Consider the following 13,391-nt stretch of genomic DNA (forward strand, 5'->3'; position numbering starts at 1 on the left):
TGCAAAGGTTTTCTATCACGCTGAAAAGAAGACAAAGGGCTAAAATCAAGTTCATTTTAGCCCTTTGTCAACAATCTGCCACCCGCTTATGCGGGTCTTTTTTTCGCTCTGGCAACAAAGAAAAAATAACAGCAGAGTGCGCCAAGGTCACAGAGCATAATAATCAGCCCCATGGGAAAGGCAGTCTGGCTTCCAGCTAAGCCGACAAGGGGTGTCATGCAAGCGCCTAGCAGCATTTGCGCCACACCGATGAGGGCAGCGGCACTTCCAGCATGTGCGCCGTGATGTTGCATCGCAAGAGATGGTGCAGAGGTGCCGACAATCCCAACGCTTGAGACCACAAAAAAGAGCGGAATGAGAATGCCATAAAGCCCTGCATCAATAGAGATCATCACACACAAGGTGACGCCTCCTAAAGCAGCTGTCAGCAGCCCGATGCGAAGGACTTTCTCCTCACCAATTTTCGCAGCAACGCGGGCAAATACTTGTCCGGCTGTGATGATGCCAAGACTATTCACCGCAAAGGCAGCGCTGAAGCCCTGCGGAGAAAGGTTGAAAATTTCCTGCAATACAAACGGTGACCCAGAGATATACGCAAACATGGCGGCGAAGACAAGCCCTTGTGAGAGAGCATATCCGACAAAGAGTCGATCGCTCGCTAGAATTTTCATCGCACCTAGGATCTGTTTGAAGCCTCCAGTCTGTCTGCGTTCCTCAGGTAAGCTTTCTTTCAATGAAAACATCGATCTTAGGAGCATGAGCGCCCCGAGGATTCCTAGCAGAACAAACACACCCTGCCACGTCGTGAATCGTAACATTTGTCCGCCCACGATCGGTGCCGCTGCTGGAGCCACTCCGTTGACTAACATGAGCAAAGCAAAGAATTTCGTCATTTCTGAGCCTTCATAATGATCTCGCACGATGGCTCGTGCAATGACAATGCCTGCTGAACCAGCAAGTCCTTGAATCAGCCTTAAAAGAATGAATGTCCAAATTGATGTGACCACTGTACATAAAAGAGAGGCCGCAATAAAAATGATCAATCCAATCATGAGCGGCTTTCTTCTGCCGACTGTATCACTGATTGGACCTGCAATCAGCTGTCCAAGCGCAAGTCCAATCAAACAAGCCATGAGACTTAACTGAGACAGCGCCGTGCTTGCTTCAAAGTCACGGGCGATATTAGGTAAAGTAGGTAAATACATATCCATTGCCAGCGGTGCAAGGGCTGTTAAAGAGCCAAGAAGCGCGGCAAGGAGGAATCGATTTTTTTTCGATTCTTGGGGATAAGATAAAGAATTCATATGATGCCACTCCTCGTATACGTCCTCAAATCAGCATAATGAATCAAGCTTTCCATTTCAATCAAAATTTTCAAAGAAGTTTTCGTGCAAAATCATTGATCTTTCGAAGGAGACTCTTTACATTGAATGAGTAGAGAAAAGAATCAGATCATCGGCATGCAATGATTGCATGATTCGTATATCCATTCATAGACAAACAGGAGGTGCTGGCATGGAGCAACAAGAGTTGATCATTCGTCAAGCGGTGAGCGAAGATCATGAGGCGATCACACATGTGTTGATCAAATCATACGCACAGTATGAGCCTCAATTTACAGAGGAAGGCTGGCAAAATTATTCTGCAGCGCTGCGAGCGGCTGTAGATAACCCAAACATGGAGTTGATGCTCGTGGCCGAGCTTGAGGGCAAGGTCGTGGGGACCCTTCAAATGTTTCGATCATCAGAACAGGCATATGACAAGCCGGAGATGGGCATTACTTCAGCGATTGTCCGGTTTTTAGGGGTAGATCCTGATGTGAGAGGAAAAGGCATTGCAGAGTCATTGTTGCGTAAAAGTATAGAACTAACGCAATCGTGGGGCGAGAACGTCCTGTACCTTCATACGTCGGATAAAATGCAGGCCGCCATTCGTTTATATGAAAGAATGGGCTTTGAACGGGCACTTGATAAAGAATTTGTGAATCAAAATGGGACGCATGTGAAGAGCTATCAGTATGTGATTAAAAAAGAACAGCCGGCTGGCTCATAATATACACCGAATAAGAAGAGGAAGAGTATGTCCTGCATGGACGGGACTCTTCCTTTTTCTCATGACACCCATACGTTCAGTGCCATATATGAAAAGCACCAAGAGATTAACCCGAACATGACAAAAAATTTCAACACATGTTCATAAGGGGTCAGCTTTCGATCTCTTTTCGTTTTCACAAGCCGCCAGTAAAGGGCATAGCCACAAAAAACCAAGATGATTTGTCCGAGTTCTGCTACGGTTTCGATGATTGTGATTCCGTTCATTTGTTTTCACCTCACCATATGTCTTCCATAGGCAGCAGCAGTGAACCTTTATTTCTTCAAAAGAAAGCAGTGTATACTAGAATAAGAAGTAGATGCAGAAGGGGTTGTGACCGATTGTTTCCGCTATATGCAAATTCTTGGGATGACGTCATTGAGAGAAAAATCAAATACGATGATCAGGTTGTGGAACATACGTGTCAGCTGTTAGACGCACAGGAGCAGCAAGTCGTGTTGTTTCATAAAATTCAAGAACCATTTACAATGGTTGCTGGTGATGGCACTGTCACGATTCCAAAAGGGAGTTATACGACCGCCTATTATTGGACAGACCGGCCTTACAATGTCTATTTTTGGCGGGATGATCAAGGCAATGAAATTGGCTCTTATTTGAATATCGTCAGACATACATGGTTTGAAGAACGGGCGGTTGTTTTTGAAGATTTATTGATTGATCTACTCGTTCTTCCGAATGGTGATTTCTTTGTTTTGGATGAAGATGAACTGCCGGAGAGTTTAGCTTCCTTTGAGCAGGGCTCGGTTCATCGGGCACTCCGTGATGTCATCCATTCGTTAGCGCACATCCTCGATCAAGTGAGGCTGGATGCGAAAGGGAAATATCATCACACCCTGTTTCAGAAGATGTTGAAATAGAAAAAACGATTCCTTGCTGAAAGGAATCGTTTTTTTATCAAACCTTGATCCGGTTGATTCGTTTTTGTAAATCAGTTTTTGTTTTAGATGCTTTTAGTTGTTTGACCGCACTTTGAGCGGTTGCTTTTGTTTTCTTTGTTCGTTTGGCTTCGGCTTTTTTGACTTTTTGTTTGGCATCTGTCACTTTCTTTTGATAGGCGACTTGTTTTTTGACTTTGTCGAGCCGGTTTTGCAGGCTTGTTTTTTCTTTGCCTTTGGATAGCTTTTTAATAGCCGTTTGGGCACTTTTAATCGAGCCTTGGGTTTTACTTTTTTCAGCTGATTTGACCTTCGCTCGTGCGTCACGAATATCAATGGCTGTTTGGACTTTTTTGACTCGGTCAGTGAGTGCGGTTTTTTGCTTGCTGGCAGTCAGTCTGCCAATTTTCGTTTTGGCTTGATCAACATCTGTCTGTTTTTTAGATGTTTCGGCTGTCTTGACTGCGCTTGTCGCAGCCTTTAAAAAGGTTGACTGCGGCACATATTGCACGCGGCCATAGCCGAATTGTGGATCTTTTCCTTTTGCGCCAAGATCCACTGTATAGCTGCGCAATAAAGTGCGGAGCTGAACATTTGTTTTCTTAGGATGTAGCTGTTTTAAGAGCGCCAGCATCCCTGTGACATGCGGTGCCGCTTGTGATGTACCCGTGGCATACCAATATTCATTTTTCAAATAGGTACTGATGACGTTCTCGCCGGGAGCGGAAAATTCAATTCCTTTCCCCGTATTAGAGATGGAGGCGAGTTTGTCTTTGTCTGTCGTTGCGGAAACAGCAATGACGCTATTGTATGCGGCAGGATAACTAATCCCATTCTTCTTTCCATCATTTCCACTTGCAGCAACGACCAGCAGTCCTTTTTTGTATGCTTCATCAACTGCTGAACGTAAAATCGGAATGTTATCTTCAAAAGCTAGACTTAGGTTGATGATGTCCATCTTATTGCTAATCGCCCAATCAATGCCTCGGAGCAGACTGTATAAGTCGCCCTCTCCTTTTTTATCTAATACTTTTACAGCATACAGCTTCACACCAGAAGCGACGCCGACCGTACCGTAATCATTATTGAGCGCCCCAATTGTACCGGCGACATGTGTTCCATGTCCTTCATCATCTTTGTAAGAAGACGTGTAATCGACGAATGATTTACCGCCGGCTACCTTTAAATCTTCATGTGGGAAAATACCAGTATCGAGAACGGCTACTTTCACATTTTTCCCTGTCACGCCTTCTTTGATTGCTTGCTTTACATTGAGCTTCTGCAAGTTATAAGATTTTTGTACCAAAGCATCCTGACCAGTAGCAGCAGCCGTTTTTTTCACGGTAGAAGCAGCGAGTTTGACCCTGACGTTTTTTGAAACATAAGCGATGTTCGGGTCTTTTTTAAGTGAGGTGACAGCTTGCTCATCTGCTGTCACTGCTACAGCTGGAAGGTGTATGTATTGAGCGTTCACTTTTTCACTTTCTTGAATAGCCGTCTGTTTTCCTTTTTGATTTTTATAGACGATGATGACATCTGTTTCTTTTGGTGGTGCAACTGCCTGCGAATGGAAGGGCAAAGCAGTTGTCAAAGCAAGAAGAAACGCGATGACCACGACGATTTTCTTTTTCAAGGCAATGGCTCCTTGCATATGAGGTGACCTCCGTCTTTTTTTCTTTATTATATCGGAGAAATAAGATAGATGGTTAGAAGAATCATAGTCTAGAAAGAAAGTTTTTTTCACACGTATCCCGAAATTGAATTTCATAGAATTCTAGTAGACAATAGAGAGATCATAATATGAGAAAGAAGGACATGCCGATGAATGTAAAAGAGTATATGACGTATGATGCGACGGGACTGGCGTCACTTGTGCAGAAAAAGCAGGTCACGCCCGAAGAGCTTGTACAAGCCGCATTTGCTAGATTGGAAGAAGTGAATCCAGTACTAAATGCGGTGATTCAGACAAGGCGAGATCAAGTGTTCAAAGACATGAAGTCACTAGATGCGGATCAGCCGTTTGCTGGTGTTCCGTTTGTGTTGAAAAATATATCGCAGGGGCTGGAGCATGAACCTTTGACGGCGGGTGCTTTGCTGTTAAAGGATGTAAAGGCGCAAACAGATTCCCACTTTGTCCGTCGATTGAAGCAGGCTGGGCTCCTCATGATCGGTCATACGAACACACCTGAATTCGGATTGAGAAATGTGACAGAACCCTTTTTATATGGTCCGACGAGAAACCCTTGGAATGCTGACTATTCTCCGGGCGGTTCAAGCGGCGGGACGGCAGCAGCTGTGGCAAGCGGCATCGTACCGGCGGGTGGAGCGAGTGATGGCGGAGGGTCTATTCGGATTCCGGCATCCTTTACTGGTTTATTTGGACTCAAGCCAACAAGGGGGAGAACACCGGTCGGCCCGGGTGCAGGAAGGCAGTGGCAAGGAGCTTCCATTGACTTTACGCTCACAAAAACAGTTCGAGACAGTGCAGCCCTGCTTGATTTGCTTCAAGTCATTCAGCCAGAGGCTGCGTTCCAAACGCCATTATATGACGGTAGCTATCAGGAGGATTTAGTGAAACGAACCTCTTCGATGCGAATTGCTTACAGTGTAGACTCTCCAGTAGGCACGAAGGTGAGTGAGGAAGCAAAGCAGGCAGTCTTGAACACTGTGAAATGGCTGAGTGAACAAGGGCATCAAATAGAGGAAGCGAAGCCGGACATTGATGGTGTCCATCTGATGCAGCAATATTATGTCATGAACAGCGGTGAAATGTCTGCCTTATTTACCTCTCTGGCTCGTTCATTCGGGCGTCCGGTGAAGCCTGAGGAGACAGATATTGTGGCATGGGTACTGGCGGAAGCAGGAAAAAATGTGACAGCTGCTGCTTATACAGAAAGTCTTGATGCATGGGATATGGCCGCTGCAAAAATGGCCGCATTTCATCAAACCTACGATCTATATGTGACCCCAGCTACTGCCTATTCGGCTCCAAAGGTTGGCGAGCTGATGCATAACGATCAAGAAATTGCTGCATTGTTACGTGTGTCATCCCTTTCAATGCAAGCACAGCAGGATCTGATTTATGAAATGTTCCTCAAGAGTTTGACCTACACACCATTTACACAGCTGGCTAACCTAACCGGCCAGCCATCTATGAGTGTGCCAGTTCATCTCACAGAAGCAGGCATGCCTTTAGGCGTACAGGTGACAGCACCGAAAGGAAAAGAGGACTGGCTGCTCAGACTGGCGTCAGAAATAGAATCATCCTCATTATGGAAAGGAACGCATCCATTACTGAATCAATAATACAATGGCATCGACGTTGGTCTATGGAGGAAAGGAGTGTCACACGTGAGTACGAAGGACAAAATCATTCAAACGGCCGCACTTCTTTTACGTAAACAGGGGTATCATGCGACAGGGTTGAATCAAATCATTCGAGAGAGCGGCACGCCGAAAGGATCTCTTTATTATTACTTTCCAAATGGAAAAGAAGAGCTAGCCATAGCAGCCGTTGAATATATGAGTCAAAGGGTCATCGATCAAATTGAAGCAAGCTTTGCCTATTCTGATGACCCATATGTCGCCGTCGATCATTTTATGACAAATATTATTCGGGGTTTTATGGAGCAAGAAAGTGAAAGAGGGATACCGATTGTCTTACTGGCGGCAGAGTCAAAACCTGAACATACAAAACTTCATGCTGCATGCAAACAAGAAATGATCCGCTGGCAAGAGCTTGTCAAAGAAAAGCTGATGAATAGCGGATATGATGAAATAAAAGCGGATGAGCGGGCATCTCTCCTTCATTCAATGGTCATCGGCGGATTATCAATGACTACTGCATTAAAGCAAACGACACCTTTAGAGCACGTAAAATGTTACCTTAGACACTTATTTATGCGAGAAGAGTAAAATCTCTCGCATATTGCCTATCTATTATATCAATTGGTCTATATAATAAAGATAGTCAATTAGTCATGAGGAGTGATGGGATGTCGGAGCAACCACAATCGATCAAGCAATCCGAAGATACCTCTTTTTATACCGTGTCCGGTTCGGGGGAGCTGTATGGTTTGGAAAATCAGCTTGTACATGTGCTGGCAGAAGCAAATCAAACAAATCAACTGTTTGAGCTTGTCTTAATCACAGGTGGGAAAGGTGCTTACTTTCCGCTGCATTGTCATGAGACGCTATTTGAAACCATCTTTGTGCTGGAAGGGAAGCTGGAAGTGATACTGGACGGTAAAAAGTATATGGTGACGGCCTGCGATTATATTCATATTCCGCCCAAAACAATTCATGGCTATAGAATGCATAGTCACAAAACAAGGTTTATTTCTTATACACTGGGCGGGCAAATGACAGATGTCTATCAGCAAATCGGAAAGAGGCTGTTGCAGAATGAATGGCCGATGACTGATCACCCATTTGATGCAGACAGCTTTCATCAGGCTGAAAAAGAAAGCGATATCATATTGATGCACGGCATTAGGGAGCTATCCAATACAACCAAGCCAGCTGTTTTGTTTCATAGTCAGCTCCCGCGCGCAGTGCAGCCATATGTGCTGGAGGCTGGTGAAGGAAAGCAATACATGGTCGAAGGTCAGCTTCATGAGCTGATTGCGACAACGGAAACAACAGGAGACGGATTTAGTTATTTTGTGATTGAAGGGACAAAGGGAAAAGGATTACGTTCGCATTATCATGAAATGCATACAGAAGCACTTTATTGTGTTGAAGGCAGAATAAATCTTCAGTTAAACGGAGAAAATATTTGCTTGATGCCGGGGGATTTTGCCTATATTCCTCCGAATACCGTTCACTCGTATGAATTCGTGTCTCATTCAAATAAAATGTTGGTTTTGCTGCTGCCTGGCTATATTGAGCAAGTGTTTGAACAATTTGAAGAAGCACAAAGTCCAGGAATGTGCCCTTATTTTATACAGGAAGGGAACATGATGGAGGGTGGGGAGACCTCTACTCAGTATGATTTGGTGTTTGTCGAAGATAAATAGCTGTGTAACGCGTTACACAGATTTGAATAAACAGCCTGTCGAATCAATCGGCGGGTTATTTTATTTCCCTTATGGAACAGCATCCCTATTTACATGCATGAACCCTCGCATTCGGTGTCAGTCCTGCGTGATGGTGCTCATTAATGTCACATTCACTCCGCGCCAGTACGTGTCCTTCCTAGACTGCAAAGGTTTTCTATCACGCTAAAAGAAAACAAAGGGCTAAAATAAAGTTCATTTTAGCCCTTTGTCAAAAATCCGAGGCTTAGGATAATTCCTAAGCCTTTAATGTGCGCTCGTCCATCATTTTTTCGATTAATTCAAAAAATGTTTTTTTATCTTCTTCTGATAGGTGATTGAACAGTTGATTGACAAGCAGCTGACGATTGTCGATCATTTGTCTGGCGATTTGTTCACCTGATTCAGAGAGTGTAATCCATACCGTACGGCGGTCATTGTTATTTCTAGAGCGGATAATCAGCCCTTCATCTTCTAAGTGATTGAGAGCGGTTGTTGTTGCGGAGGGAGATAATGAAACTTCCTGCAGAATATTTTTAACAGTACATGATTGATGGCGGTAGATGATGCGTAAAATAAACCCTTTTACATTCGTGACGTTTTTGGGGATATTCTCTTCATCTATTCGTTTCGTCGCCTTTAAATACTTTGTCAGTGCATGGTCTAACAAACTTGCCTCTAGCTCGAAATGTTGCATTCTCCATACCTCTTTTCCTATTGCATTCGCATTTTCCGATCAATTACTAGGTCTATCTTATCATAATAAGCATCATCATTTAAACCAAAATGGAAGACGGCTATAAAATTACCTATATTATCAATTAATAAAAGGAACAATTCCAAAATGAAATGATTTTACTTTCACCTTTTTTTATTTTAGAATGTGAATGAGATAAAATCTGCCAATCCAATTCTCTGGAAATTGGCTATTGGACATCAAACGTTTGGAGATGAAGATATTGAATACTTTACAGGCATTACTAAACGACAGAATGGAACGCTCTTCACAAATTGAAGCGGTAACTGGCGGAGGTGTGTCTTATACATTTGAAGAATATGCAAAACGCATTGATCAGCTGGCGCATTACTTACATCGTAAAGGAATTCGAAAAGGTGACCGGGTTTGTTTTATTTGTCAAAACCATCATCACTTTTCTACGATTATGCTGGCAGCCATTAAAGCAGGTGCAGTCGCCGTACCGCTTAGCTGGCAGCTTACCTCTTTTGAGCTAGAAGGTATCTTGAAAAAAGCAGAGCCAAAGGCTTTATTTTTTGACCGTGAATTCCGTGACATCATTGCGGCAGTGAATGTGTCTTTAGAAGATTGTCTCATGGTGGAATCTGGTGTCAATGCGAAAACAACACAGCTGTTTGAAGACATATTGGCGTCTAATGATGGAAGTGATCTTGCTGAAGAGGTATCAGAAGAGGATTTGGCCATGATTTTATTCACTTCAGGTACAACAGGCAATCCAAAAGGTTGTATGGTCGGACATGGGCGAATCTATCAATTTTTAACAAGACAAGGGAACCGAGGATTTGATCTGAAAGGAAAACGATACTTGGCAAGTCATCCGCTGTATCATATGAGTTCAATTAATCACCTGATTGCAGCTGCAATTGAAGGGTATACGTTAGTCTTCTTACATGATGCAACGCCGAAACGCATTTTAGAAACAATTGAGAAAGAAAGAATTACGTTTATGATGGCTTTCCCATCAGCTTACACGTACATGCTAGAAGAAATGAAGCGCGGTTCTTACGATCTCTCATCTTTTGAAATTGCAATTTCTGGCGGTACGAAGGTACCGGTACGCTTAATTAAAGATTACAAAGAAGTAGGCATTCAGATGATGCATGGCTATGGAAGTACGGAAGCGTGGGTTGTGAGTGCGTGGCATCCAGCGATGGGCGAGGATAAAATGGGCTCTGCTGGTAAAGTGGATCCGGATGTAGAAGTCAAAATCGTGCATCCTGAGACAGAGGAGGCGCTGCCAGCTGGAGAAATTGGCGAGGTCGTCATGAGAAGCCCATTTTATTTCTTAGGCTACTATCATCAACCTGAAGCGACAGAGAAAGTGCTCAAAGATGGCTGGTTCCATATGGGGGATGCAGGCTATCTGGATGAAGACGGTTTTCTTTACATCACAGGGAGATACAAAGATGTGATTCTATACGGTGGGGATAATATTTATCCTGACCAAGTGGAAGAGGTCATTGATCAAATTCCAGGTGTAATTGAATCTGCTGTCATTGGGGTACCAGATGACTTATATGGTGAAGTACCAAGTGCGTATATCGTAAAAGACGAATCTGTCGATTTCTGCGAAGAAGATGTGTTGAATTACTGCAAGGAACGTTTAGCAGATTACAAAGTGCCATCCATTCATTTCACGCAGGATCTGCCAAAAAATAAACTTGGTAAAATCATGAAGAAAGATTTACGTGAATTGGTTGTGAATGCGTAGGACCTATTCTGCTATAATGAAATTTGAATGATTTTTTGTTTTTCTAACGTTTTGGAGGGAAAGGGTTTGCGACATATACTTCGTAAGAAACACATTCACGATTTGTTAGAACAGAGCAGACAGCAAAAGGTAAAGAAAACACTGGGCGGGCTCGATCTCACGCTCCTTGGCATAGGGGCTGTGATTGGGACGGGGGTCATGGTGTTAACCGGAATTACAGCAGCTAAGGATGCAGGACCGGCTGTTATTTTCTCCTTTGCGATCGCAGCGATTGTGTGCAGTTTAGCAGCACTCTGTTATGCAGAAATGGCTTCCGCGCTGCCTGTGTTCGGCAGTGCGTACATTTATTCATATACCACAATGGGTGAACTCGTAGGTCATCTCATGGGATGGACGTTATTATCTGTTTATATGCTGACTGCTTCAGCTGTAGCGAGTGGCTGGTCGAGTTATTTTAACAGCCTGCTGGAGGGGTTTGGAATCTCAATTCCACATCAATTTTTAGCTGGTCCAGAACAAGGCGGATATATGAATTTGCCAGCAATTATCATTGCTTTACTCATTGCGTGGATCCTATCTAGAGGAACGAAAGAAAGTAAAAAATTCAATAATATCATGGTGTTTGTGAAACTTGGCATTATTGTTCTTTTCATTGTAGTAGGAGGTTTTTATGTAGAGCCAGCCAATTGGCAGCCGTTCATGCCGTTTGGTACGGAAGGGATTATTGCTGGAGCCGCTGCTGTGTTTTTTGCCTTTTTAGGATTCGATGCCATTTCGGCTTCTGCAGAAGAGGTGAAAAATCCACAGCGGAACCTGCCAATTGGCATTATTGGTTCATTGCTCATTTGTACGATCATTTATATTGTCGTTTGTTTGGTCATGACAGGCATGGTGCACTATACGAAGTTGAATGTGACAGAGGCAATGTCTTATGTACTGCAAAGTGTCCATCAACATAGCGTGGCTGGTATTATTTCTGTCGGTGCTGTGATTGGATTGATGGCTGTGATTTTCGCCAATAATTATGCGGCAACTCGAATTGCTTTTGCGATGGGGCGGGACGGGCTTTTGCCTAAAGTGTTTTCAAAAACAAACAAAAGTGATACACCTGTTGCAAGTATATGGGTGATTGGCGGAATGACAGCTGTTATTTCAGGGTTTATTGATTTGAAGGATCTGTCCAACCTAGCCAATATCGGTGCATTATTAACGTTTGCGATGGTGAGTTTATCCGTACTCATTTTGAGAAAGACACATAAACAGCTGGAAAGGGGATTCCGGGTTCCGTTTGTACCGGTTTTGCCAATTATCTCGATGGGCTGTTGTGTGTTTCTGATGCTCAATTTACCAGGCCGGACATGGCTGTACTTCGGGGTTTGGCTGATTATCGGTGTCGTCATGTACGCAGCGTATTCTAACAAACACAGTGAATTAGCGAAATCTGCTTAAGAAAAAGGTGCAAATCCGTTGACGATTTGTGCCTTTTTTCATACGATTTGGGATAAGCTATATAAGAGATAATGAACGGAACAAGAGGAGGATGAGGGAAATGATCAGCGTTAGTCCTTATATTGTCGTAGAAGATGTCAAAGAATCTCTTCAATATTATCAAGGAATTTTTGGCGGAGATATTCGTATCTTAAATGAACATCAAGACCGTGTATTGCATGCTGAGCTACACCTTGGAGAATCACTGCTCCACTTTTCAGATACATTTGGTCGCACACCAAAACCGGAGAATCTTCGATTGATCATGCAGTTTGACAATGAGGAAGAGTTAAAGGCTGTATACGAGGCGCTTGAAGCTGATGGAGATGTCCTTGTGGAATTACAGGATACGTTCTTTGGCGCACTTCATGGACAAGTACAAGATCGGAAGAATGGTTTGATATGGGTGCTGAATTATATGAAATAAATAAAGACCTTCACCCTTGTGAAGGTTTTTTTGTGAGTGTTTTTATTTTCTGAAAAATGGAAAATATGCTATGTTGGAAGAATGATAAGACATGGGGAAAGGGTGGAAAAGGAATGGATCAAGTTGAGTTTCAATATATTCAAACAAACGGCATAAAGCTCCATACAGCAATGGCTGGTCCTGAAGATGGTCCGCTGCTGGTCCTGCTGCATGGATTTCCTGAGTTTTGGTATGGTTGGAAAAATCAAATCCTCCCCCTAGCTGAGGCGGGGTATCGTGTCGTTGTTCCTGATCAAAGGGGATACCATCTGAGTGACAAACCAGAAGGAGTCGAATCATACGTCTTAGACAAATTAAGAGATGATATCGTGGGATTAATTAAGGCGCTGAGCCCAAATCAAAAGGCTATTGTCGGCGGACATGATTGGGGTGGAGCTGTTGCTTGGCATCTTGCTTCAACCCGTTCTCAATATGTAGAAAAATTAATCATCGTCAACATGCCGCATCCTCGTGTGATGATGAAGGTCCTTCCGTTTTATCCGCCGCAGTGGAAGAAGAGCTCTTATATCGCGTTCTTTCAGCTTCCAAATGTACCGGAGGCAGCCCTTCAAGAAAATCACTTTCAAAGACTGGATGAAGCCATTGGATTGTCTGCTAGACCTCATCTGTTCACGAAGGAAGATGTCTCAAGCTATAAGTTGGCATGGACGCAGCCGGGAGCCATTACGTCCATGTTGAATTGGTATCGAGGCATTAAAAAAGGCGGCTTTGAAAAACCGATTTCCAAACGAATTCTCGTTCCTGTCCGCATGATCTGGGGAATGGAGGACAAATTTCTAAGCAGAAAGCTCGCAAAAGAAACGATCAAGATTTGCCCAAATGGACAGCTGATTTTTGTCGATGATGCCACTCATTGGATCAATCACGAAAAACCAGATGTCGTGAATAAGCTCATACTCGAATTTTTGACATAAAGAAAAAAGCT

13 protein-coding genes are annotated in these 13,391 nt (G+C 43.5%); 9 read left to right on the forward strand and 4 right to left on the reverse strand.

Going from position 1 to position 13,391, the window contains the following annotated elements:
• Nucleotides 1-86: 86 nt before the first annotated feature.
• The gene (locus ACTJJQ_RS13260) at nucleotides 87-1,304 is read right to left on the reverse strand and encodes a multidrug effflux MFS transporter (protein WP_440600273.1); all 1,218 of its coding nucleotides are present in this window, start codon (nucleotides 1,302-1,304) and stop codon (nucleotides 87-89) included.
• Nucleotides 1,305-1,515: 211 nt separating this feature from the next.
• Between ACTJJQ_RS13260 and ACTJJQ_RS13265 the strand changes: the two genes are divergently transcribed.
• Nucleotides 1,516-2,052 carry a GNAT family N-acetyltransferase gene (locus tag ACTJJQ_RS13265; protein WP_008342165.1) on the forward strand — a complete coding sequence of 179 codons (537 nt, stop codon included), beginning with the start codon at nucleotides 1,516-1,518 and terminating at the stop codon, nucleotides 2,050-2,052.
• A gap of 59 nt (nucleotides 2,053-2,111) precedes the next feature.
• On the opposite strand, the gene ACTJJQ_RS13270 is transcribed toward ACTJJQ_RS13265, so the two are convergent.
• Nucleotides 2,112-2,318, reverse strand: coding sequence for a hypothetical protein (locus ACTJJQ_RS13270; RefSeq protein ID WP_008342164.1), 207 nt, complete (start codon nucleotides 2,316-2,318; stop codon nucleotides 2,112-2,114).
• 114 nt (nucleotides 2,319-2,432) lie between these two features.
• Here ACTJJQ_RS13270 and ACTJJQ_RS13275 point away from each other — a divergent pair, with 114 nt between their 5' ends.
• Nucleotides 2,433-2,969 (forward strand): DUF402 domain-containing protein, encoded by a 537-nt coding sequence (locus ACTJJQ_RS13275; RefSeq protein ID WP_025206677.1) that lies wholly within the window; start codon nucleotides 2,433-2,435, stop codon nucleotides 2,967-2,969.
• Nucleotides 2,970-3,006: 37 nt separating this feature from the next.
• Here ACTJJQ_RS13275 and ACTJJQ_RS13280 read toward each other — a convergent pair whose 3' ends face one another.
• Complete coding sequence (locus ACTJJQ_RS13280) at nucleotides 3,007-4,620, reverse strand: S8 family peptidase (protein WP_223255657.1); 1,614 nt, start codon at nucleotides 4,618-4,620, stop codon at nucleotides 3,007-3,009.
• 188 nt (nucleotides 4,621-4,808) lie between these two features.
• On the opposite strand from ACTJJQ_RS13280, the gene ACTJJQ_RS13285 reads away from it, so the two are divergent.
• The 3 genes from ACTJJQ_RS13285 to ACTJJQ_RS13295 all read left to right on the forward strand — a co-directional run bounded on the left by ACTJJQ_RS13285 (nucleotide 4,809) and on the right by ACTJJQ_RS13295 (nucleotide 8,005).
• Nucleotides 4,809-6,293 carry an amidase gene (locus tag ACTJJQ_RS13285; RefSeq protein ID WP_017358616.1) on the forward strand — a complete coding sequence of 495 codons (1,485 nt, stop codon included), beginning with the start codon at nucleotides 4,809-4,811 and terminating at the stop codon, nucleotides 6,291-6,293.
• A 45-nt stretch (nucleotides 6,294-6,338) separates the two neighbouring features.
• On the forward strand, nucleotides 6,339-6,902 hold the full coding sequence (locus ACTJJQ_RS13290) for a TetR/AcrR family transcriptional regulator (RefSeq protein WP_008342160.1): 564 nt from the start codon (nucleotides 6,339-6,341) through the stop codon (nucleotides 6,900-6,902).
• Between the two features lie 80 nt (nucleotides 6,903-6,982).
• Nucleotides 6,983-8,005, forward strand: coding sequence for a quercetin 2,3-dioxygenase (locus tag ACTJJQ_RS13295; protein ID WP_048001337.1), 1,023 nt, complete (start codon nucleotides 6,983-6,985; stop codon nucleotides 8,003-8,005).
• Nucleotides 8,006-8,282: 277 nt separating this feature from the next.
• Here the strand turns inward: ACTJJQ_RS13295 and ACTJJQ_RS13300 are convergent, their stop codons facing one another.
• Nucleotides 8,283-8,720, reverse strand: a complete 438-nt coding sequence (locus tag ACTJJQ_RS13300; RefSeq protein ID WP_007498406.1) for a MarR family winged helix-turn-helix transcriptional regulator — start codon at nucleotides 8,718-8,720, stop codon at nucleotides 8,283-8,285.
• Between the two features lie 262 nt (nucleotides 8,721-8,982).
• Between ACTJJQ_RS13300 and ACTJJQ_RS13305 the strand changes: the two genes are divergently transcribed.
• The 4 genes from ACTJJQ_RS13305 to ACTJJQ_RS13320 all read left to right on the forward strand — a co-directional run bounded on the left by ACTJJQ_RS13305 (nucleotide 8,983) and on the right by ACTJJQ_RS13320 (nucleotide 13,380).
• Nucleotides 8,983-10,491: a class I adenylate-forming enzyme family protein gene (locus ACTJJQ_RS13305; RefSeq protein WP_251185525.1), complete on the forward strand. Its 1,509-nt coding sequence runs from the start codon at nucleotides 8,983-8,985 to the stop codon at nucleotides 10,489-10,491.
• 66 nt (nucleotides 10,492-10,557) lie between these two features.
• Nucleotides 10,558-11,940, forward strand: coding sequence for an amino acid permease (locus ACTJJQ_RS13310; protein ID WP_019743569.1), 1,383 nt, complete (start codon nucleotides 10,558-10,560; stop codon nucleotides 11,938-11,940).
• Nucleotides 11,941-12,040: 100 nt separating this feature from the next.
• Complete coding sequence (locus ACTJJQ_RS13315) at nucleotides 12,041-12,406, forward strand: VOC family protein (RefSeq protein ID WP_008342155.1); 366 nt, start codon at nucleotides 12,041-12,043, stop codon at nucleotides 12,404-12,406.
• A gap of 113 nt (nucleotides 12,407-12,519) precedes the next feature.
• Nucleotides 12,520-13,380 carry an alpha/beta fold hydrolase gene (locus ACTJJQ_RS13320; RefSeq protein WP_065459765.1) on the forward strand — a complete coding sequence of 287 codons (861 nt, stop codon included), beginning with the start codon at nucleotides 12,520-12,522 and terminating at the stop codon, nucleotides 13,378-13,380.
• Nucleotides 13,381-13,391 lie beyond the last annotated feature (11 nt).

This window comes from Bacillus sp. 22483 (genome assembly GCF_052044605.1).
Classification (GTDB): domain Bacteria; phylum Bacillota; class Bacilli; order Bacillales; family Bacillaceae; genus Bacillus; species Bacillus altitudinis.

What these genes read in the sequence shown, in the direction of transcription:
- ACTJJQ_RS13320 (WP_065459765.1), top strand. Translation starts at nt 12,520, where the DNA reads ATGGATCAAGTTGAGTTTCAATATATTCAAACAAACGGCATAAAGCTC.
- ACTJJQ_RS13270 (WP_008342164.1), bottom strand. Translation starts at nt 2,318, where the DNA reads ATGAACGGAATCACAATCATCGAAACCGTAGCAGAACTCGGACAAATC.
- ACTJJQ_RS13300 (WP_007498406.1), bottom strand. Translation starts at nt 8,720, where the DNA reads ATGCAACATTTCGAGCTAGAGGCAAGTTTGTTAGACCATGCACTGACA.
- ACTJJQ_RS13265 (WP_008342165.1), top strand. Translation starts at nt 1,516, where the DNA reads ATGGAGCAACAAGAGTTGATCATTCGTCAAGCGGTGAGCGAAGATCAT.
- ACTJJQ_RS13315 (WP_008342155.1), top strand. Translation starts at nt 12,041, where the DNA reads ATGATCAGCGTTAGTCCTTATATTGTCGTAGAAGATGTCAAAGAATCT.
- ACTJJQ_RS13295 (WP_048001337.1), top strand. Translation starts at nt 6,983, where the DNA reads ATGTCGGAGCAACCACAATCGATCAAGCAATCCGAAGATACCTCTTTT.
- ACTJJQ_RS13285 (WP_017358616.1), top strand. Translation starts at nt 4,809, where the DNA reads ATGAATGTAAAAGAGTATATGACGTATGATGCGACGGGACTGGCGTCA.
- ACTJJQ_RS13260 (WP_440600273.1), bottom strand. Translation starts at nt 1,304, where the DNA reads ATGAATTCTTTATCTTATCCCCAAGAATCGAAAAAAAATCGATTCCTC.